This window comes from Actinophytocola xinjiangensis, from assembly GCF_001921215.1.
Lineage (GTDB): Bacteria > Actinomycetota > Actinomycetes > Mycobacteriales > Pseudonocardiaceae > Actinophytocola > Actinophytocola xinjiangensis.
In genome coordinates, this window is the sequence record NZ_MSIF01000001.1 from 547,609 (window position 1) to 566,050 (window position 18,442).

General features: G+C 74.7%; 19 protein-coding genes. 16 read left to right on the forward strand and 3 right to left on the reverse strand.

What is annotated here, in order from left to right:
• Positions 1-17: 17 nt before the first annotated feature.
• The 6 genes from BLA60_RS02570 to BLA60_RS02595 all read left to right on the forward strand — a co-directional run bounded on the left by BLA60_RS02570 (position 18) and on the right by BLA60_RS02595 (position 5,564).
• Positions 18-1,562: a class I adenylate-forming enzyme family protein gene (locus BLA60_RS02570; RefSeq protein WP_154814065.1), complete on the forward strand. Its 1,545-nt coding sequence runs from the start codon at positions 18-20 to the stop codon at positions 1,560-1,562.
• 65 nt (positions 1,563-1,627) lie between these two features.
• Positions 1,628-2,320, forward strand: coding sequence for a TetR/AcrR family transcriptional regulator (locus tag BLA60_RS02575; protein ID WP_211288565.1), 693 nt, complete (start codon positions 1,628-1,630; stop codon positions 2,318-2,320).
• A gap of 16 nt (positions 2,321-2,336) precedes the next feature.
• Positions 2,337-3,071 (forward strand): SDR family NAD(P)-dependent oxidoreductase, encoded by a 735-nt coding sequence (locus BLA60_RS02580; RefSeq protein ID WP_075131019.1) that lies wholly within the window; start codon positions 2,337-2,339, stop codon positions 3,069-3,071.
• On the forward strand, positions 3,068-3,871 hold the full coding sequence (locus tag BLA60_RS02585) for an SDR family NAD(P)-dependent oxidoreductase (RefSeq protein WP_084734560.1): 804 nt from the start codon (positions 3,068-3,070) through the stop codon (positions 3,869-3,871). The genes BLA60_RS02580 and BLA60_RS02585 overlap by 4 nt, the downstream gene beginning before the upstream one ends.
• Positions 3,871-4,755, forward strand: a complete 885-nt coding sequence (locus BLA60_RS02590) for a hydroxymethylglutaryl-CoA lyase (RefSeq protein ID WP_154814066.1) — start codon at positions 3,871-3,873, stop codon at positions 4,753-4,755. Before BLA60_RS02585 ends, BLA60_RS02590 begins: the two co-directional genes overlap by 1 nt.
• A complete protein-coding gene (locus BLA60_RS02595) occupies positions 4,752-5,564 on the forward strand; it encodes an LLM class flavin-dependent oxidoreductase (RefSeq protein WP_075131020.1) in 813 nt (270 codons plus the stop codon). The genes BLA60_RS02590 and BLA60_RS02595 overlap by 4 nt, the downstream gene beginning before the upstream one ends.
• On the opposite strand, the gene BLA60_RS02600 is transcribed toward BLA60_RS02595, so the two are convergent.
• Genes BLA60_RS02600 through BLA60_RS02610 form a run of 3 tightly spaced genes read right to left on the reverse strand, consistent with a single transcriptional unit; the run spans position 5,549 to position 7,750 of the window.
• On the reverse strand, positions 5,549-6,451 hold the full coding sequence (locus tag BLA60_RS02600; RefSeq protein ID WP_075131021.1) for an aldo/keto reductase: 903 nt from the start codon (positions 6,449-6,451) through the stop codon (positions 5,549-5,551). The genes BLA60_RS02595 and BLA60_RS02600 overlap by 16 nt on opposite strands.
• Positions 6,448-6,969, reverse strand: a complete 522-nt coding sequence (locus tag BLA60_RS44150) for a hypothetical protein (RefSeq protein WP_075131022.1) — start codon at positions 6,967-6,969, stop codon at positions 6,448-6,450. Before BLA60_RS44150 ends, BLA60_RS02600 begins: the two co-directional genes overlap by 4 nt.
• A 13-nt stretch (positions 6,970-6,982) precedes the next feature.
• Positions 6,983-7,750: an enoyl-CoA hydratase-related protein gene (locus BLA60_RS02610; protein WP_075131023.1), complete on the reverse strand. Its 768-nt coding sequence runs from the start codon at positions 7,748-7,750 to the stop codon at positions 6,983-6,985.
• Between the two features lie 95 nt (positions 7,751-7,845).
• On the opposite strand from BLA60_RS02610, the gene BLA60_RS02615 reads away from it, so the two are divergent.
• From BLA60_RS02615 to BLA60_RS02660, 10 genes are read left to right on the forward strand one after another with little or no spacing between them, the layout of a single operon-like run.
• The gene (locus BLA60_RS02615) at positions 7,846-9,006 is read left to right on the forward strand and encodes an acyl-CoA dehydrogenase family protein (protein WP_075131024.1); all 1,161 of its coding nucleotides are present in this window, start codon (positions 7,846-7,848) and stop codon (positions 9,004-9,006) included.
• Positions 9,003-9,344 carry a Rossmann fold domain-containing protein gene (locus BLA60_RS02620; RefSeq protein WP_075131025.1) on the forward strand — a complete coding sequence of 114 codons (342 nt, stop codon included), beginning with the start codon at positions 9,003-9,005 and terminating at the stop codon, positions 9,342-9,344. Before BLA60_RS02615 ends, BLA60_RS02620 begins: the two co-directional genes overlap by 4 nt.
• A 1-nt stretch (position 9,345) precedes the next feature.
• Positions 9,346-10,671 carry a phenylacetate--CoA ligase family protein gene (locus BLA60_RS02625; protein WP_075131026.1) on the forward strand — a complete coding sequence of 442 codons (1,326 nt, stop codon included), beginning with the start codon at positions 9,346-9,348 and terminating at the stop codon, positions 10,669-10,671.
• A complete protein-coding gene (locus BLA60_RS02630) occupies positions 10,661-11,839 on the forward strand; it encodes a thiolase family protein (protein ID WP_075131027.1) in 1,179 nt (392 codons plus the stop codon). Before BLA60_RS02625 ends, BLA60_RS02630 begins: the two co-directional genes overlap by 11 nt.
• Entirely contained in the window at positions 11,839-13,245 is a 1,407-nt protein-coding gene (locus BLA60_RS02635; RefSeq protein WP_075131028.1) for a 3-hydroxyacyl-CoA dehydrogenase NAD-binding domain-containing protein, read from the forward strand. Before BLA60_RS02630 ends, BLA60_RS02635 begins: the two co-directional genes overlap by 1 nt.
• On the forward strand, positions 13,238-13,987 hold the full coding sequence (locus BLA60_RS02640; protein WP_084734561.1) for a CoA-transferase: 750 nt from the start codon (positions 13,238-13,240) through the stop codon (positions 13,985-13,987). Before BLA60_RS02635 ends, BLA60_RS02640 begins: the two co-directional genes overlap by 8 nt.
• Positions 13,984-14,724, forward strand: a complete 741-nt coding sequence (locus BLA60_RS02645; RefSeq protein WP_075131029.1) for a hypothetical protein — start codon at positions 13,984-13,986, stop codon at positions 14,722-14,724. The genes BLA60_RS02640 and BLA60_RS02645 overlap by 4 nt, the downstream gene beginning before the upstream one ends.
• On the forward strand, positions 14,717-16,744 hold the full coding sequence (locus BLA60_RS02650; protein WP_075131030.1) for an acyl-CoA dehydrogenase family protein: 2,028 nt from the start codon (positions 14,717-14,719) through the stop codon (positions 16,742-16,744). Before BLA60_RS02645 ends, BLA60_RS02650 begins: the two co-directional genes overlap by 8 nt.
• Positions 16,745-16,749: 5 nt before the next feature.
• Positions 16,750-17,505, forward strand: coding sequence for an enoyl-CoA hydratase (locus BLA60_RS02655; protein WP_075131031.1), 756 nt, complete (start codon positions 16,750-16,752; stop codon positions 17,503-17,505).
• Complete coding sequence (locus tag BLA60_RS02660) at positions 17,502-18,398, forward strand: SDR family NAD(P)-dependent oxidoreductase (RefSeq protein WP_075131032.1); 897 nt, start codon at positions 17,502-17,504, stop codon at positions 18,396-18,398. The genes BLA60_RS02655 and BLA60_RS02660 overlap by 4 nt, the downstream gene beginning before the upstream one ends.
• Positions 18,399-18,442 lie beyond the last annotated feature (44 nt).

Genomic DNA, 18,442 nt, shown 5'->3' on the forward strand with positions numbered 1-18,442 from the left:
ACGACTCCGGAGTGGACATGGCCGTCCAGCAGAACTCGCGCGTCGCGGACTGGATCCGCATCAACGCCAGTACCGTGCCCAACAGGGCTTGCTTCGTCACAGATACCGAGACATACACGTTCCGTGAGGTGAATGGTCGGGTCAACCGGGTCGCCTCGGCGCTGGCCCGGCTGGGCGTCGGCAAGGGCGACCGGGTCGCACTGTTCGCCACCGACTCCCCACAGTACGTCGAGACCCTGCTGGCCTGCATGAAGCTCGGCGCGGTCTACGTGCCGCTGAACTTCCGGCTGGCCACCCCCGAGTTGCAGACCCTGCTGCGGACCGCCGAGACGAAGGTGCTGTTCTTCTCCGACCGCTACACCGACATGGTGCGCGCGGTCGACGTGCCCGGTCTCGTGGCCACGGTGAGCTACGACTCCGACTCCGGCGACGAGTCCTACGAGGGCCTGGTCGCCGGCGGGGACGAGGCGGAGATCGACACCCCGGTCGCCGACGACGAGCTGGTGTGCCTGGCGTTCACCAGTGGCACCACCGCGCTGCCCAAGGGCGTCATGCACTCCCAGCGCATGGCCAAGCACATGGTGATGCAGTGCATCGTCGAGCGGCGGATGACCTCGCTGTCGTTCCACTACTCGGCCGCGCCGCTGTTCCACGTCGGCGGCATGCTCTACACCCTCGCCGGGGTCGCCAGGGGACACACCTCGCTGGTCCTGCCGGCCTTCGACGCCAAGACCGTCGCGCACTGGATGGCCAACCGGGGCCTGGACGGCGTGTTCCTGGTCCCCACCATGATCGACACCCTGTTGCACGAGCCGGCCGTGATCGAGGGCGACTTCTCCCAGCTCGGCTCGATCGGCTACGGCGCCGCGCCGATGTCGCCCGCGCTGCTGCGCCGCGCGATGGACCGGTTCCACTGCGAGTTCATGAACATGTTCGGCGCGGGCACCGAGGCCGGCCTGCAGACCGTCCTCACCCCCGAGGACCACCGCCTCGCCCTCGCCGGCCAGGAACACCTGCTCGGCTCGATCGGCAAGGCCGGTATGGGCGTGGACCTGCGGCTGTGCGACCCCGACGACACCACCGGCCTGACCGACGTCCCCGACGGCGAGGTCGGCGAGATCGTCACCCGGTCCGACGCCGTCATGACCGGCTATCTCGACCAACAGGAGGAGACGGCGAAGGTCCTGGTCGACGGCTGGTTCCGGGGCGGGGACATGGCCTGGCGGGACGCCGACGGCTACCTCTACCTCAGCGGCCGGAAGAAGGACATGATCATCCGCGGCGGGGAGAACATCTACCCGGTGGAGATCGAGGACGTCCTTGGCCGCTACCCGGGCGTGCGGGAGGTCGCCGTGGTCGGCGTCCCGGACGAGCACTGGGGCGAGGTCGTGCGCGCCCACGTCATCCTGGAGGACGGCGCCGCGCTCGACGTCGACGCCGCCCGCGCCTACTGCCGTACCCAGCTCGCCGGCTACAAGGTCCCGGCGCTGTTCTCGGTGGACCGGGAGTTCCCCCGCAACGCCAGTGGGAAGGTCCTCAAGCGCGAACTCCGTGCGGTCTAGGGTGGTGGGCGCACACGGCGTCCCCGGACAGGCGGGGCGCCAACGACGAGGGGGTTCGATCGGCAGTGGCCGCGCCACGTCAACGCCGCACGACGGCCAAGGGGTCCACGGGCGCCGAGCCGCCCAGCGACATCGCCCGGCGGCGGATGGAGCGCCGGGCCGCCAGCGGCCGCCGGTCGGACGCGCGCTGGGCGGAGATCCTCGCCGGCGCCGGCCGGGTCTTCACCAGGCTGGGCTACGGCCAGTCCACGCTGGAGGACGTCGCCGCCGAGGTCGGGATCAGCCGGGCGACGCTCTACTACTACGTGGGCACCAAGGAGGAACTGCTCGTCGGGCTGCTGCACGACCCGATCGAGACGATGCGCACCAGGCTGGAGGAGGTCGCCGCCCAGCCCGACCCCGCGCCCGAACGGCTGGCCGCCGCGCTGCGCGAGTACGTGCGCACGATGGCCGAGCTGCCGGAGCTGTTCATCTTCCTCAGCGAGAACGTGCACCAGGTGATGACCGGCCAGGAGGCCGACCACATCCGGGACAACGCCGACCGCTACGGCCGGGCGCTGGCCGGAGTCATCCGCAGCGGGGCGCGGGCGGGGGAGTTCCGCGCCGACATCGACCCGTCGATCGCGGTGCTCGGCATCATCGGCATGTTCAACTGGATGCACCGCTGGTACAACCCGGACGGCAAGCGCAGCCTGGCCGACTTCGGCGAGGTGTTCACCGAGATGGCCCTCTCCGCCCTGGCGCCAGAGCGCGCCTGACCCACCGGGGGCCGCGATGAGCCCCCGGGTGGCGTTCGTGACCGGCGGCGGGCGCGGCATCGGCGCCGCCACCGCCCGCCGGCTGGCCGCCGAGGGCGTGCGTGTCGCGGTCGCCGACCGTGACGGCGACGCCGCCCACGCGGTCGCCGCCGAGATCGACGGGCTGGCGCTGCCGGTCGACGTGTCCCGCCCCGGCGAGGTCGTGGCCGCGGTCGACCGGACCGTCGCGTGGGGCGGCGGGCTGCACTACGCGTACAACAACGCCGGGGTCACCGGGGTGCTGGCCGACGTCGCCGACTACCCGCAGGACGTGTTCTGGCGGGTACAGCGGGTCAACGTCGGCGGCGTGCTGGCCGGGATGCGTGCCCAGCTGCCGCACCTGGTCGCGGCCGGCGGCGGGGCGATCGTCAACGCCGCGTCCGGCGCGGGCCTGGCCGGGGTGGCGCGTTCGGCCGCCTACGTCGCCAGCAAACACGCCATCGTCGGCCTGACCAGGACCGCGGCCGTGGAGTACGCGGCGCGCGGGGTGCGGGTGAACGCGGTCGCGCCGGGCCTGGTGAGCACCGGTCTGGTGCGCGGGATCGACCGGTCGGCGTTCGCCGACGCCCATCCGGCCGGACGGCCGGCGCGACCGGAGGAGGTGGCCGAGGCCGTGTGGTGGCTGCTCGCCGGCGGCTCGTCGTTCGTCACCGGGACCGTGCTCCCGGTCGACGGCGGACTGCTGGCCCAGGTGCCGGGGTTGGGCTCGTGAGCGCCGCGCCCCGCCCCGAGAACTGCGCGGTCGTGGCGGACGGGACGTTCGCCGGCCGGACCGCGCTGGTGACCGGCGCCGGGACCGGGATCGGCCGGGCGGTGTCGCTGCGGCTGCTGGCCCTCGGCGCGACGGTCGTCGGTGTCGGCCGGCGGGCCGAGCCGCTCGCCGAGACCGCCGCGCTGGCCGGCACCGACCGCTTCCGTCACACGTCGCTCAACATCCGTGACCGGGAAGCGGCGGACGCGTTCGTCGCCGGGCTCGGTGGGCTGGACCTGCTGGTGAACAACGCCGGTGGCCAGTTCGTGGCACCGGCGACGGAGATCTCGCGGCGCGGCTTCGACGCCGTCGTCGACCTGAACCTCACCGCGCAGGCCGCGCTGGTGCGCGCCGCGTATCCCGGGCTGGCCGCGCGCCGGGGGCGGGTGGTGACGCTGTCGCTGTCCGCGCCGGAGCGGGGGATCGCCGGCATCACCCACTCCGCGGCCGCGCGGGCCGGGATGGCGGCGCTGACCGCGTCGCTGGCCCGCCGCTGGCGCGCCGACGGGATCAGCCTGTTCTGCCTGGCACCCGGCACGGTGCTCACCGACGGTGTCGGTGACGAGTTGCCGGCGGAGGTGCTGGCGCGGATCGTGGCGACGACCCCGCTTGGCCGGGACACCACGCTCGCCGAGGTGGCCGAGTGGGTGGCCGCGCTGGGCAGCGGGGTGGCCGACGCGGTGAGCGGGACGCTGTTCGAGGTGGACGGGGGTTCCGGGCTGGTCTCGGCCGCGTCCCTGATGGGCCAGGAGGACCGGTAGTGATCGAGATCGTCGAGGTCTCCCCGCGTGACGGGTTGCAGAACGAGGACCGCACGCTGTCCACGGAGGACAAACTGGAGCTGGTGGCGCGCGCCGCCCGCACCGGCGTCCGCCGGATCGAGGTGACCTCGTTCGTCCGCCCCGACCGGGTCCCGCAGCTGGCCGACGCCGCCGAGGTGGTCGCCGGGCTGCCGGACACCGGGGTGGCGCACAGCGCGCTGGTGCTCAACGCGCGCGGCTACGAACGCGCCGTGGCCGCCGGGATCCGCGAGGTCACCACCCTGGTCCTGGCCAGCGACACGTTCAGCCAACGCAACCAGGGCATGACCACCGCCGAGGCGGTCGAGGCGGTCCGTGACATCCGGGCGCGCGGGCGGGCCGACGGCGTCACCGTCGCGGTGACCATCGGCGCGTCGTTCGGCTGCCCGTTCGAGGGCGAGGTGCCCGATGAGCGGTTCCGCTCGGTCGCCGCCCGGGTCGCCGACCTGGACGCCGACGAGGTGTGCCTGGCCGACACCATCGGCGTGGCCGTGCCCTCGGACGTGGAGACCCGGTTCGGGGTGCTGGCGGAGCTGTCGCCGTCGGTGCCGATGCGCATCCACCTGCACGACACCCGCAACACCGGCGTGGCGAACGCCGTGGCGGCCGTGCGCAGCGGTGTGCGGGCGCTGGACGCGAGCCTCGGCGGGATCGGCGGCTGCCCGTTCGCGCCGGGCGCCTCGGGCAACGTGGCCACCGAGGACGTCGTGTACACGTTGCACCGCATGGGTTACGACACCGGCCTGGACCTCGACGAGTGTCTGGAGCACGCGCGGTGGGTGACCGACCGGCTCGGGGTGGCGCCCTCGGGCCGGCTCGCCAGTGTGGGCGGCTTCCCGGCATGACCACGGTGCACGCCCTGCTCATCCCGAACGTCGGCTGGCCGGAGCTGCTGGCCAGGGCCCGGCGCCTGGAGGAGCTGGGCGTGGCGACCGTGTGGGTCGACGACCACGTGCTCAACCCGGCGCGGCCCGACCAGCCCTGGCTGGACTCGTGGACGGTGCTCTCGGCGCTGGCCGTGTCGACCACCCGGGTGCGCCTGGGACCGTTGGTGGCCAACGGGATCCTCCGGTCACCCGCCGTCCTGGCACGGCACGCGCTGTCGGTGGACCACCTGTCCGGTGGCCGGCTGGAGCTGGGTCTGGGGGCCGGGTACGCGCCCGGCGACCGTGCGGCCGCCGGTGGCAGGCCGGCCAGCTTCACCGATCTGGTGTCCATTGTGGATGACGCGTTGCGGGGAAAGTCCGTGCTGGCCGGGTTTCCCGCGTTCGCGCCGGTCGGCCGGCGGGTGCCGTTGACGGTGGCCGCGCACCGCCGCTCGTCGCTGCGGGTGGTGGCGGCCCACGCCGACCGCTGGGTGTCCTACGGCGGCTTCGGCCTGGGAGCCGACGACCACCTGGCGCTGACCCGTCGGCGGCTGGCCGCGCTGGACGAGGAGTGCGCCGCGACCGGGCGGACCGTGCGGCGGATGCTGCTGGCCGGGAGCCCGGCCGTGACCGCCGAGCCGCTGTGGCGGTCGGTGGCCGCCGTCGAGGACTTCGTCGGCCGCTACACCGAGGCGGGGATCGACGAGTTCGCCTTCTACTACCCGCCCGGTCCGATGTGGACTGACCAGGCGGCCGACCGGGTGTTCGAGGACTACCTGAGCACCTGAGCCAGCTCCGCCCACAGCGCCTCGGGAACCGGGTCGGCGAGCAGCGCCAGGTTGCGCCGGACCTCGGCCGCAGAGCGCATCCCGGCCACCACCCGGGACACCGCCGGGTGCCGGGTCGGGAACTGGAGCGCGGCGTGGGGCAACGTGACCCCGGCCGCCCGGCACACCCGCGCCATCTCCCGGGCCGTGGCGAGCACCGTCGCCGGCACCGGGCGGTACAGGTAGCGCGCGTCCGGGGCGGGGTCGTCGGTGGCCAGCAGGCCGGAGTCGAACGGGGCGGCGGCCTGCACGGCGACCCCGGCGGCGGCGCACTCGTCGAGCAGCACGGCGGCGTCGCGGCGGGTCAGGGTCCAGCCGTTGGCGATCATCACCACGTCGACCACCCCGATGGCGACCAGCCGGCGCGCGGCCGGGACCGAGGTCGTGCCGACACCCACGGCGCGCACGGTCCCGGCGGCCTTCAGTTCGTGCAGCACGGGGAACGTCTCGGCCAGGGCGAGGTCGAGCTGGTCGTCCGGGTCGTGGACCAGAACCTCGTCGAGGTACTCGATCCCCAGGCGCGCCAGGCTGTCCACGACACCGCGGCGCACCCCGGACGCGGTGAAGTCGAACGCCGGGTCCCGCCGCGCGCCGGGGTCGGCGCGGTACGGGTCGGCGATCGCCATCCGCAGCCGGCCGACCTTGGAGGTCACGGTCACCGCGGGCCTCGGCCAGTGCCGCAGTGCCTCGCCGAGCAGGCGCTCGCCGGCGCCGTCGCCGTAGCTGGGGGCGGTGTCGAAGTGCCGGATCCCGCCGGCCCAGGCCGCGTCCAGTGCCGCCAGCGACTCCGCCCGGCCGGCCTCGCCCCGCCCGCCGACCGGGCCGCAGCCGAACGCCAGCTGGCTCACCCGAGCCGCCGCAGCTCGTCGTCGTAGGCCAGGGCCTGGGCCGGGGTCGACCGGGCGGCCACCCGCAGGGACCGGACCAGCAGCGCCGCGCCGGGGACGGCCAGCCGCGCGGCCTCGGCCGCCGGGTCGCCGTCGTGGGCCAGGCCACTCGCGCGCAGGGCCCAGGCGTCGAGCGTGGCGGCGAACAGCAGGCGCCGCGCCGGGACCGCGCCCAGCGCCGCCGGCAACGACCACGTCAGGCCAAGGCCCAGCACCGTGGGGTGCTCAACCGTCACGGTCACGTCGTCGGTGACCACGCCGAGCGTGGCCGCCGCCAGCACGGCGAGCGCTCCGGCGTCGCAGTCACCACTGACGACGGCCACCGTCGGGGTGTCCAGCGACTCCAGACGCCGGGGGAAGGCCGGGTCGATCTCACGCGCACCGGTCGCGTCGACCAGGACCGCGCCGACGGCCGGGTCGCGCCCGGCCGCTCGCAGCCCGGCGACACCGTCGCTCAGGGACACCTGGCGAACCTCCATGGAACACATCCTCCTACCGGCCGGTGAACCGAGGCGCCCGCTTGTCCAGCAGCGCCGTGATTCCCTCGACGTGGTCGTCACTGGTCAGCATCAGCAGCAGCTGCTGACGCTCGAACTCCATCGCCGCGCCCAGCGGCAGTTCCTCGGCCCGGCGCACGGCGGCGCGCGCGGCCCGCACGGCCAGCGGCCCGTTCGCCGCGATCTGTCCGGCGACCGTCACGGCCGCCGCCACCACTCGCTGCGCCGGCACGATCCGGTGCACCAGCCCGAGATCCCGGGCCTCGAACGCGTCGACCGTGCGGCCGGTGAGCACCACGCCGGCGGCGGTGTACCGGCCGGCTGCCCTGGCCCAGCGTTGGGTTCCGCCCGCGCCGGGTACCAGTCCCAACCGGACCTCCGGCTGGCCGAACACGGCGGTGTCGGCCGCCACCACCAGATCCGCGGCCAGCGCCAGCTCACACCCGCCACCCAGCGCGACACCCGCGACGGCGGCGACGACCGGGGTCCCGACCGCGCCGATGCGCCGCCAGCTGGTCGCGCGGGGGGAGGCGGCGTACTCGACCGGCGAGAGGTCACGCAGCTGACGCACGTCGGCGCCGGAGGCGAACAGCGACGGTCCGCCGGTGAGCACGATCGCGTGGACACCGTCGTCGGCGTCGAGTTCCTCCAGGGCGTCGGCCAGTTCGACGAGCAGGTCGGTGGACAGCGCGTTGCGGTTGTCGGGCGAGTTCAGCGTCAGAACGGCGACCGCGCCGTCGTGGCTGGTGGTGACCTTTCCCATGCGTGGCAGCCCCTTGACTTCAATGGTCCCCTGTGTACGGTTGTCAGCATCTACGTCAACGTTGATTTTGGCAACCCGGCGGAGGAGTCGCGGTCATGACGGTGCTGTGGGAACCCGCGCTGGACCCCGAGGCGGAGCGCTGGCGCGAGGTCGCGCGAACACTGGCCGCCGAACGGTTCGCGCCACTGGCCGAGGAACTCGACCGCGAGCAGCGCTACCCGGACGAGCACATCGCGACCTTCGTCGAGACCGGCCTGTCCGGGATGCTCGTGCCGGCCGAGTACGGCGGCGCCGGGCTGTCGATGACCGCGATCTGCTCGGTGGTCGAGGAGGTGTCGGCGGCCTGCGCGTCGACCGGCGCGATCCTCGCCGCGCACACCCTCGGCGCGGTCCCGGTCCGGCTGGCCGGCACCGACGAGCAGAAGCGCGCGGTGCTCGGCACCCTGATCTCCGGCGACGCGATCAGCTTCGCGCTCACCGAGAAGGGCGCCGGCAGCGACGCCGCCGCGATCCAGGCCGTCGCCGAGCCGGACGGCTCGGGCTACCGGATCACCGGCGAGAAGATCTACATCGGCAACGGCGGGATCTCCAACCGCTACGTGGTGTTCGCCAGGACCGACCCGGACGCGGGCGCCCGGGGCATCACGGCGTTCGTCGTGCCGGCCGACGCGCCGGGTGCCGTGGTGGACCGGATCGAGGACAAGATGGGCATCCGGGGCACCCGCACGAGCAACCTCAAGCTCGACGGCGTGCGGGTCGAGGCCGGGGACGTGCTCGGCCAGGTCGGCCGGGGCCTCAAGCTGGCGCTGCGCACGCTCGACGTCGGCCGGGTCACGGTCGCCGCGCAGGGCCTGGGCATCGCCTACGCCGCCTACCGACTGGCCGCCGCCGAGGCGAGCCGCCGGGTCACGTTCGGCAAGCCGGTGATCGAGAACCAGGGCATCGGGTTCCGCCTGGCCGACCTGGCCGTCGAGCTGTCGGCCGCGCGCATGCTGACCTACGAGGCCGCGTCGGCCTACGACTCCGGCCGCCCGGTCTCGCTGCCCGGTGCCATGGCCAAGCTGTACACCAGCGAGGTCGCGCACCGCGCCGTCGACCTCGCCGTCCAGGTCTTCGGCGGCGACGGCTACTGCAAGCCCTGTCCCGCCGAACGCCTCTACCGCGACCAGCGGGTCCTGGAGATCTACGAGGGCTCCTCGGAGATCCAGCGCCTGGTCCTGGCCCGTGCCGTGGCCGCCGAGGTCGAGCAGGGGTGAGCGTCCAGGTCGTCATCGACGTCGCTGGGGACGGTGGACTCTCCGCCGCCGCCTCCGGTGATGCCGCCACCGTCCTCGCCGACGCCTTCGACACCGCCAGGGAGGCCCTGTCGACCCTCCCACCCGGAGGCGGAATCCTGTTTCGCTGCCAGGAAACCGACGCTCCGGCGCTCACCGGCGCGCTGACGTCGCTGTGCCGGGGGCTCGCCCGTGAGGCCGCCCCGCTCGGTGTCCGGGTGAACGCCGTCATCGGTAAGTCCGATGTGGACGAACTGGTCGCCTTTCTCGGCAGTCCGGCCGCGACCATGTGCACCGGTGCCGTCCTGGAGACGGTCTGACATGGACACCCTGCACGCGTGCGAAACCTGGGACCCCGAACGGATCCGCGACCACCAGCTCGCGGCCCTGCGCGACCAGCTCGCCCGGGTGTACGGGTCGAGCCGCTACTACCGCCGCCAGTGGGACGAGATCGGCTGGCACCCCGCCGACCTGCGTGACCTCGACGACCTCGCCGCCCTGCCCATCACCACCAAGGCCGACTACCAGCGGGCCATCGACGACCGCCCGCCCTACGGCGACTTCCTCGCCGTACCACGGGAATCCGTCGCCCGGCTGCACTTCTCCTCCGGCACCACCGGCGCCCCCACCCCGGTCGCCTGGACCGCCGCCGACCTCGACCGGTGGGCCGACCTCTACGCCCGCGCCGCCCACAGCCAGGGTGTTCGGCCCGGCGACGTCTACCAGTGCCTGTTCTCCTACGCCTGGTTCGTCGGCGGGCTCGGCGCGACGCTGGGCTACACCCGGCTCGGCGCCACCGTCATCCCCGGCGGATCCGGCGACACCGACCGCCAGCTGGAGACGATCTTCCGGTACGGGACCACAGCGGTCGGCGGCACCCCGTCGTTCCTGCTGCACCTGGCCGCACGTGCCGACTCCCTCGGCCGACCGCTGAGGGAGTCGGCCGTGCGGCACGTGATGGTCGGCGGCGAACCCGGCGGCGGCGTGCCGGCCACCCGGGCCATGATCGAGAGCGCCTGGGGCGCCCGCTGCCACGACGGCTACGGCTGCCTGGAGTTCCAGCCGGTCGCCTGGGAGTGCGCGGAGCGGGCCGGCGGCCACCTCGCGGAGGACTTCGTCCACGCCGAGGTCCTCGACCAGCACACCCGCCAGCCGGTGCCCGACGGCCGGCCCGGCGTCCTGGTACTCACCCACCTCGACAAGCGGGCCACCCCGCTGGTGCGCTGGTGGACCGGGGACGTCGTGGTCCGCGACCGCGCCCGCTGCGAGTGCGGGCGCACCCACGCGCGCCTGGCCGGCGGGGTGCTCGGCCGCGCGGACGACATGCTCGTCGTGCGCGGCGTGAACGTCTTCCCGTCGGCGGTGGAGAACGTCGTGCGCCGCACGGCCGGTGGCCTCACCGAGTTCCGCGTGGTTCTCGACCCGGCATTGGCCGACCCCGTCACCGGGTACCCGACGGCGCTGCGCGTCCAGGTCGAGTCCACACAGGACAACCTGTCCGGCGACCTCGCCGCCGCCCTGCGGGCCGAGCTCCAGGTACGGGCGGTCGTCGAGATCGTCGGGCCGGGGACGTTGCCCCGCACCACCCACAAGGCGCGGCGAGTGGTCCGCGCCACTGAGCCGGAGGTATCCCAGCGTGTCCCGTGACGTACTGCTGCTCGGCTCCGTCCGCACGCCCAACGGGCGCTACGGCGGATCCCTGCGCGAGACCCCGGTCGTCGAACTGGCGACCCTGGCCGCGCGGGAGGCCGTCTCCCGGGCGGGCATCGGCCCCGACCTGGTCGAGGAAGTCGTGCTGTCGAACTGCCGGCAGGCCGGCAACGGTCCCAACCCCGGCCGGCAGGTCGCGCTGCGCGCCGGGTTCCCCGAGCGGGCACCCGCCCAGACGATCAACATGGCGTGCGCGTCCGGGCTCAAGGCCGTCCAACTGGCCTGGCGGTCGATCGCCAGCGGCGAGGCGGACATCGCGGTCGCGGTGGCGGCCGAGTCGATGAGCACCATGCCCTACCTGGCGTCCGGGTCGCTGCGCTGGGGCGGGGTGCGGCGCGGCGACATCGTGCTGGCCGACGGCTGGCGCGACGGCGGCACGGACCCGGTGTGCGGGCTGAACATGGGCCAGACGGCGGAGAACATCGCGTCCCGGTACGGCATCGCGCGCGCCGACCAGGACGCGTGGTCGCTGCGCTGCCACCAGCGGGTCGCCGCCGCCTGGGAGAACGGGTACTTCGCCGGCCAGGTCGTGGACGTGCCGCTGGCCGACGGCGACGTCCTCGACCGCGACGAGGGCTTCCGCACCGACACCACCGCCGAGCGTCTGGCCCGGCTCAGGCCGTCCTTCGTGGACGGTGGGACGGTGACCGCCGGCAACGCCAGCCAGATGGCCGACGGCGCCGCCGCGGTCGTGCTGGCCAGCGCCGACGCGGTCGCCGCGCACGGGCTGACCCCGCAGGGCCGGCTGCGCTCGTTCAGCGCGGTGGGTGTGGACCCGACGGTGATGGGGGTCGGCCCGGCCTTCGCCGTGCCGAAGGCGTTGGAGCGGGCCGGGGTGTCGGCCGGGGACCTGGACCTGGTGGAGATCAACGAGGCGTTCGCCGCGCAGGTCGTGCACAACGTGCGTGAGCTGAAGCTGGACGAGGACCGGGTCAACGTCAACGGCGGCGGCATCGCGCTGGGCCACCCGACCGGGCAGAGCGGCTGCCGGCTGGTGGTCTCGCTGCTGCACGAGCTGGCCAGGCGGGACGCGACCCTCGGGGTGGCGAGCCTGTGCGTCGGCGGCGGCCAGGGTGTCGCCGCGGTGATCGAGCGGGTGGCGTGATGGGCGAGCTTTCGGGTCTGCGGGTGGCGGTCGCCGGGCTCGGGCCGATGGGCCGGGGCATCGCCAGGGTGTTCGCCGAGGCCGGCGCCCAGGTGTCCGTTGTGGACGTCGACGCGGCGGCGACCGCGCGCGGGTACGAGACCCTGCTGGCGGAGGCGGATCCGCCGGTGACGGTGTCCACCGCCGCGTCGGTCACCGAGGCCGTCCGCGACGCCGACCTGTTCGTCGAGGCCGTCGTCGAGCGGTTCGACGCGAAGCTGGCGTTGCTGGCCGAGGTCCGCGCGGCCGGCAACGAGACGCTCGTCGTCGCCTCCAACACCTCGTCGCTGAGCATCGGCGAACTGGGCGTCGCCTTCGGCGACCCGGCCCGGGTGGTCGGGCTGCACTTCTTCAACCCGCCGACGAAGATGCGGCTGGTCGAGATCATCCGGGGTGCCCGTACCGACCCCGAGGTCGTCGAGCGCGCGCGGGCCTGGGTCGCCGGCCTCGGCAAGACCGCCGTGCTGTGCGCCGACTCGCCGAACTTCATCGTCAACCGGGTCTGCCGGCCGCTGTACTACGAGTCGCAGCTGCTGGTGACCCAGGGAATGACCCCCGAGGTGGTCGACGCGGCCGTCAAGGGTGCGCTCGGACACCGGATGGGGCCGCTGGAACTGCTCGACTTCACCGGCCTGCACACCCACCTCGGCTCGTCGGAGACCGCGCTGCGCGAGTTCGGCGACCCGCGCTACCGGCCGATCCCGCTGACCCGCCAGCTGGTGCGCGCCGGCACCACCGGCCGGGCCGCCGGCCGCGGCTACTACGACTACGCCGCCGGCAAACCGAGGCAGGCGCAGGCGGCCGTGACCCGCTCCCCGGAGTCCGCGGCGGACGGTCAGGTGCACGTGTACCGGGCGGTCGACTGCACCCCGGCGGACGTGGCGGCGGTGCGTGAGCTGGCCGCCGACCGGCGGGTGGTCGTCGACTCCTCGGCCGGCGGCTGGGTCGAGCACCTGCCGCCCGGCGTCGGCTGGCTGCGGCTGCACCGCCACGGCGAGCAGACCTTCGCCGAGGTGGTGGCCGACGAGGTCGCCGGAATCGCACCGGCCTTCGACGCCGCCGACGCGCTCGGCGCCACGTCGGTACCGGTGCTCGCCCTGCCCGGCCTGGTCGTGGACCGCCTGGCACACACCATGGTCAACGAGGCGCTGACACTCGTCGAGGAGGGCACGGCCGCCGCCGCCGACGTCGACCTCGCGCTGCGGCTGGGGATGAACCACCCGGTCGGCCCGCTGGAGTACCTGCGGGACACCGGTCCGGTCGAGGTACTGGCCGGGCTGCGCGCGCTGCTCACCGGCTTCGGAGACCCCCGCTACCGGCCGGCGCAGCTGCTGGTGCGCCAGGCCGCCGGGAGCCGCCGTGGGTGAGCTGACCGACGCCGTCGCCTCCGTGCGGCCCGGCGACACGGTGTGGTTGGGCAACTTCGGCGCCCAGCTGTTCGCCGTCGGCGAGGAGCTGGTCCGCGCCGGGATCCGTGACCTGCACGTCGTGGTCGCCTCCGGCGGGCTGCTGCTCGACCGGTTGATCGGCGCCGGTGCGGTGGCCGAGGCGACCTTCGCGCACTGCTGGAGTGCGGTCGGCCCGGCCCCGGCCTGGAACTTCCGCCGCGCCTGGCAGGACGGCGCGCCGATCCGGTGGCACGAGCTGCCGATGGGGGTGCTGGCCGCCGCGTTGGACGCCGCCGCGCGCGGCGTGCCGTTCGCGCCGGTGAACGTCAACGAGGACACCGGGTTCGCCACCGGCGACTGGTCAGGGGGCATGCTCGCCCGCGCCGAGTCGCCCTTCGGCGCCGCCACCGTGGTGGCGGCGCTGCCGGTGGACGTGGCGTTCGTGCACGCCGCGCTGGCCGACGCCGCCGGCGACTGCGCGTTCGGCGAACCGTCCGGGGAGGCGCTGGCCGCCGCGAGGGCGGCGCGCCGGGTCGTGGTGGTCGCCGAGCGGATCGCCCCGGCGACCGAGGTCCGCGCCGCCGGGGTCGACCTGCCGGGCCTGCTCGTCGACACCGTGGTCGCCCTGCCCGGCGCGGTCGCCCCCGACGGCGTCCCCGGGCACTACCCGAGGAACGTCGAGGCCTACGAGGCCGCCGTCGCCGCCGGGAGGCCGGCATGAATCCTGACGTGCTGGACTTCCTGGTCCGCTCCGCGCGCGAGTTCCGCCGCACCGGCTGGGTGTTCACCGGCTTCCACTGGCCGGTGCTCGCCGGTGAGGTCGCCGCGCGGCTCGACGGCGCCACCCCGACGTTCCGCCAGCTGTTCGAGGCCGGGTTCGCCACCGAGGGACCGGCCGACGACCTGCCGACCTCCACCACCGACTTCGCCGCGTTCGGTTCGGCGATCACCTGGCGGGGGAGTACCGGCGACGTGTTGGGCACCCTGGTCCGCCGCGCCGACCTGGTGGTCCTGGACGCGGCCAACGTCGACCTCGCCGGGCGGCTCAACTCCACCGCCGTCGGTGACTACCGCGCGCCGGCGGTCCGCCTGCCCGGCGGCGGTGGCGCGCCCGACGCCGCGCACGGCGCGCGGGAGCTGCTGGTGCTCTACGGCGGCGCCGACCCCGGCCGGATCGTCCGCCAGGTCGAGCACGTCACCGCCGCGCCGTCGGTGCGTACCGCCGTGCGGTTGCTGACCCGCTGGGGCACCGTGCGGCTCGGTCCCGCGCCGCGGCTGCTGACCGCCGCGCGCGACGAGACCGTGCTGGCCGACCGGCTGCGCGCCCTGGGCGTCGGCACGACCGGCGCGATGGTGGAGAAGGCGCCGACCGACGAGGAACTGGCGGTGGCCGCCGCCGTGCTCACCGAGGCGGCGCGGCGCGGATACCTGGTGGCACGGGAGGCCGTACGTGGTTGACGAACTGGACGAGCTGCGCGGCACGGTCCGCGACCTGGTCGACTCCTGGGGCCACGTCCCGACCTGTGACGCGTGGATGCGCGGCCTGGACCGGGAGTTCACCCGCGAGCTGGCCCGCCGGGGCCTGATCGGCCTGACCTGGCCGGTGCCGCTGGGCGGCGGCCGGTCCAACCTCGCGCGCCTGGTCGTCACCGAGGAGCTGCTGCGCGCCGGTGCTCCCGTCGGCGCGCACTGGATCGCCGACCGGCAGATCGGGCCGGCGATCGTGCGCAACGGCTCACCCGAGCTGCGGGCCGCGATCCTGCCCGGCATCGCCGCCGGTGAGCTGACGTTCTGCCTGGGCATGAGCGAGACCGAGGCCGGCTCGGACCTCGCGTCGGTGCGCACCCGCGCGGTCCGCGACGGCGACGGCTGGCGCGTGACCGGCAGCAAGATCTGGACCACCGGCGCCCACCACGCCACCCACGCCTACGTCCTGGCCCGCACCGGCGACACCGACGACAAGCACGCCGGGCTGACCGAGTTCGTCCTGGACATGGCCGCGCCCGGGGTCACCGTGCGGCCGATCGAGGACCTCGGCGGCGAGCACCACTTCAACGAGGTCCTGTTCGACCAGGTCTTCGTGCCCGGCGACCGGGTGATCGGTGCCGAGGGCGACGGCTGGCGGCAGGTCACCGAGCAGCTCTCCTTCGAACGCGGCGGGATGGAACGCGTGCTGTCGACCTACCCGCTGCTCGCCGGGCTCCTCGACCGCCCGCTCGACCGCCCGCTCGACAGCACCGCCGCCCCGGCACTCGGCGCGCTGGCCGCCCGGCTGCTGACCCTGCGCGAGCTGGCCTGCCGGGTGGCCGAGGCGATGGACGCCGGGCGTGCCCCGGCCGGTGAGGCCGCGGTGCTCAAGTACCTGGGCACCACGTTCGAACGGGACGTCGTCGACGTCGCCCGTACGGTCACCGAGGAGGTTGCGGCGCTGCGCGGCGACGGGTTCGCCGGCCTGCTCGCCCAGGCCCAGCTCGCTGCCCCCGGGTTCACCATCCGGGGCGGCACCGACGAGATGCTGCTGACCGTCGTGTCCCGCCAGGCCCCGCCGCCCGAGATCGGCGAGATCGGCCGGATGGCCGACGACGTGCTCGCCTCGGCCACCGACACGCTGGCCACCGCCGAGGATCTCGGGTGGACGGCCGTGGGCGTGCCGGAGTCGGCCGGCGGCTCGGGCGGCGGTTTCGCCGACCTGGCCGAGCTGGTTCGCGCCGCGGCCCGGCACGCGCACGCCGTTCCGCTGGCCGAGATCGCCGTCGCCCGCTCGCTGACCGGCACCCCGTCGGTGGCCGCCGTCGCCGAGGACCTGACGGTCACCGGCGGCCGGGTGCGTGCCGTGGCCGACGTCGGCTGGCCCGACCACCACGGCTCGGTCCTGCTGGTCGGCCGGGACGTGGCCGCCCGGGTCGACCTTTCCGAGGTCACCGTCCGGCGCTGGCGCGGTCTGGCCGGCCAGCCGCGTGCCACGCTGGACTGCGCCGGGGCCCCGGCGCAGGTCGTGGCGGTGCCCGCCGGGGACGACCCGGCCGCCCGGCTGACCGTGTTGCGGGCGCACACCGCGCTCGGGGCCGTCGAGGGCGCGTGCCGGCTCACCCGCGAGCACGTGACCAGCCGGAGGCAGTTCGGCCGCCCGCTCAACCGGTTGCAGGCGGTGGCCCACCGGCTGGCCGAGATGGAGTGCCTGCGGGTGCTGCTGGAGGTGGCCGCGTCGGCCGCCGTCGGGCTCGAACCGGCTCGGGTGGCGGCCGCCGCCGCGCTGGTCGACCAGGTGGCCGGCACGGTCGCCCGGCTGGCCCACCAGCTGCACGGTGCGATGGGGATCACCCGGGAGAGCGCGCTGCACCGGTACACCACGCTGCTCTGGTCGACCCGCGACGAGATCGGCCCGGCCCGGCGGTGGGCCACCCGGCTGCACGGGATCACCTGCGCCGGCGAGGACACGTTGTGGCGGGCCGTCACCACCCGCCCGGAAGGACGGTGAGACCGATGTCCCTGGTGGAGCTGACGGAACCGGCGCCGGGCGTGCGGCTGTTGCGCCTGGCCGACCCCGAGCGCCGCAACGCGATCTCCCCGCGCCTGCAGGAGGATCTGGTGACCGCCGTCGACGCGGTCGCGCGCGACGGCGACGCCAGGGCGCTGGTGGTGACCGGGGCGGGCTCGGCGTTCTGTGCCGGCGCCGACCTGGCCGCGACCTTCGGCGACCCCGACCGGCCGGTGCACGTGCTGCGTGAGCGGCTGCGCGCGACCTATGACAGCTTCCTGCGGGTGCGCCGGCTGCGGATCCCGACGATCGCCGCCGTGCACGGTGCGGCGGTCGGCGCCGGGGTCAACCTGGCGCTGTCGTGCGACCTGCGGGTCGCCGGGCCACGCGCGCGGTTCGGCGTCACGTTCACCCGGCTGGGCCTGCACCCTGGCGGTGGGTGCACGCACTTCCTGGTGCGGACCCTCGGCGAGCAGCGGGCGTTGGAGCTGCTGCTCGACGGGGGGACGCTGACCGCCGACGAGGCGGCCGCGACCGGGTTGGTGCTGCGCGTGGTCGACGATCCGCTGGCCGAATCCCTCGCCATGGCAACGCGGTACGCCGCACTGGACCCGGGTCTGGCGGCCGACGTCAAGCACGCCGTGGGCATCGCGTCGGCCGGCGCGTTCGACGCGGTGCTGGACTTCGAGGCGTGGGCCCAGGCCTCGTCGGCGACCACCCCGGCCGTGGCGGACGCGATCGCGGCGATGGTGCGGCGATGACGGGCCTGCTGGGCGGGCGGGCGGTCGTGGTCACCGGCGCCGGCCGGGGGCTGGGCGCGGCCTACGCGACCGACCTCGCCGCGCACGGCGCGTCGGTGGTGGTCAACGACATCGACCTGACCGAGGCGCGGGCGGTGGTCGAGCGGATCACCGCCGCGGGCGGCGCGGCGATCGCCAGCGGCCACGACGTGAGCGTCCACGACGGCGCCGCCGCGCTCGTCCAGTCCTGTGTGGACGAGTTCGGCCGGCTGGACGGTCTGGTCAACAACGCCGGCCTGTACCACGAGGCGCTGCCCTGGGAGGAGAACCCGGCGGCGATCCGGCGCGCGGTGGAGGTGAACGTGCTCGGGGCCCTGTACTGCCAGGCGGCGGCGAGCGCGGTGCTGCGGGCCGGTGGCGGCGGGGCGATCGTCAACGCCTCCTCCGGTGGCATGTTCGGCTTCCCGACGGTGTCGACCTACGCCGCGACCAAGGGCGCGCTGGCCGCGCTGACCTACAGCTCCGCGCTGGACCTGGAGGACGCCGGTATCCGGGTCAACGCGATCTCGCCGATGGCGCTGACCCGGATGACCGCCAACGCCCTCGGCCGCGACCACCAGTCGTCCACAGAGGACGGACCGCCGCTGGCCGGGATCGAGGACAAACCGCCGGCGGCGGTGGCGCCGCTGGTGACCTTCCTGCTCAGCGACCTCGCCGCCGGGATCACCGGCCAGTTCCTGCGTTTCGACGGCCGGCGGATCTCGGTGGTCACCACCGACGCGTTCGCCGACCACCCGACCGTCACCGCGCCGGCCTGGGGCCCGGCGGCCATCGCCACGGCCTTCGACGGCCCGCTCGCCCGCCACCTCCAGCCCTACGGAGTCGAACGCCGAATTGCTCCCCGTATCCGGTGACACCCGAAAGAGTGACGATTACCGTTTTGCCCTCACCCTCGGCG

Bases quoted from the DNA above. Each gene is read 5' to 3' on its own strand.
- BLA60_RS02570 (WP_154814065.1), top strand. From the start codon at position 18: ATGGCCGTCCAGCAGAACTCGCGCGTCGCGGACTGGATCCGCATCAAC.
- BLA60_RS02580 (WP_075131019.1), top strand. From the start codon at position 2,337: ATGAGCCCCCGGGTGGCGTTCGTGACCGGCGGCGGGCGCGGCATCGGC.
- BLA60_RS02595 (WP_075131020.1), top strand. From the start codon at position 4,752: ATGACCACGGTGCACGCCCTGCTCATCCCGAACGTCGGCTGGCCGGAG.
- BLA60_RS44150 (WP_075131022.1), bottom strand. From the start codon at position 6,969: ATGGAGGTTCGCCAGGTGTCCCTGAGCGACGGTGTCGCCGGGCTGCGA.
- BLA60_RS02610 (WP_075131023.1), bottom strand. From the start codon at position 7,750: ATGGGAAAGGTCACCACCAGCCACGACGGCGCGGTCGCCGTTCTGACG.
- BLA60_RS02615 (WP_075131024.1), top strand. From the start codon at position 7,846: ATGACGGTGCTGTGGGAACCCGCGCTGGACCCCGAGGCGGAGCGCTGG.
- BLA60_RS02625 (WP_075131026.1), top strand. From the start codon at position 9,346: ATGGACACCCTGCACGCGTGCGAAACCTGGGACCCCGAACGGATCCGC.
- BLA60_RS02635 (WP_075131028.1), top strand. From the start codon at position 11,839: ATGGGCGAGCTTTCGGGTCTGCGGGTGGCGGTCGCCGGGCTCGGGCCG.
- BLA60_RS02645 (WP_075131029.1), top strand. From the start codon at position 13,984: ATGAATCCTGACGTGCTGGACTTCCTGGTCCGCTCCGCGCGCGAGTTC.
- BLA60_RS02655 (WP_075131031.1), top strand. From the start codon at position 16,750: ATGTCCCTGGTGGAGCTGACGGAACCGGCGCCGGGCGTGCGGCTGTTG.
- BLA60_RS02660 (WP_075131032.1), top strand. From the start codon at position 17,502: ATGACGGGCCTGCTGGGCGGGCGGGCGGTCGTGGTCACCGGCGCCGGC.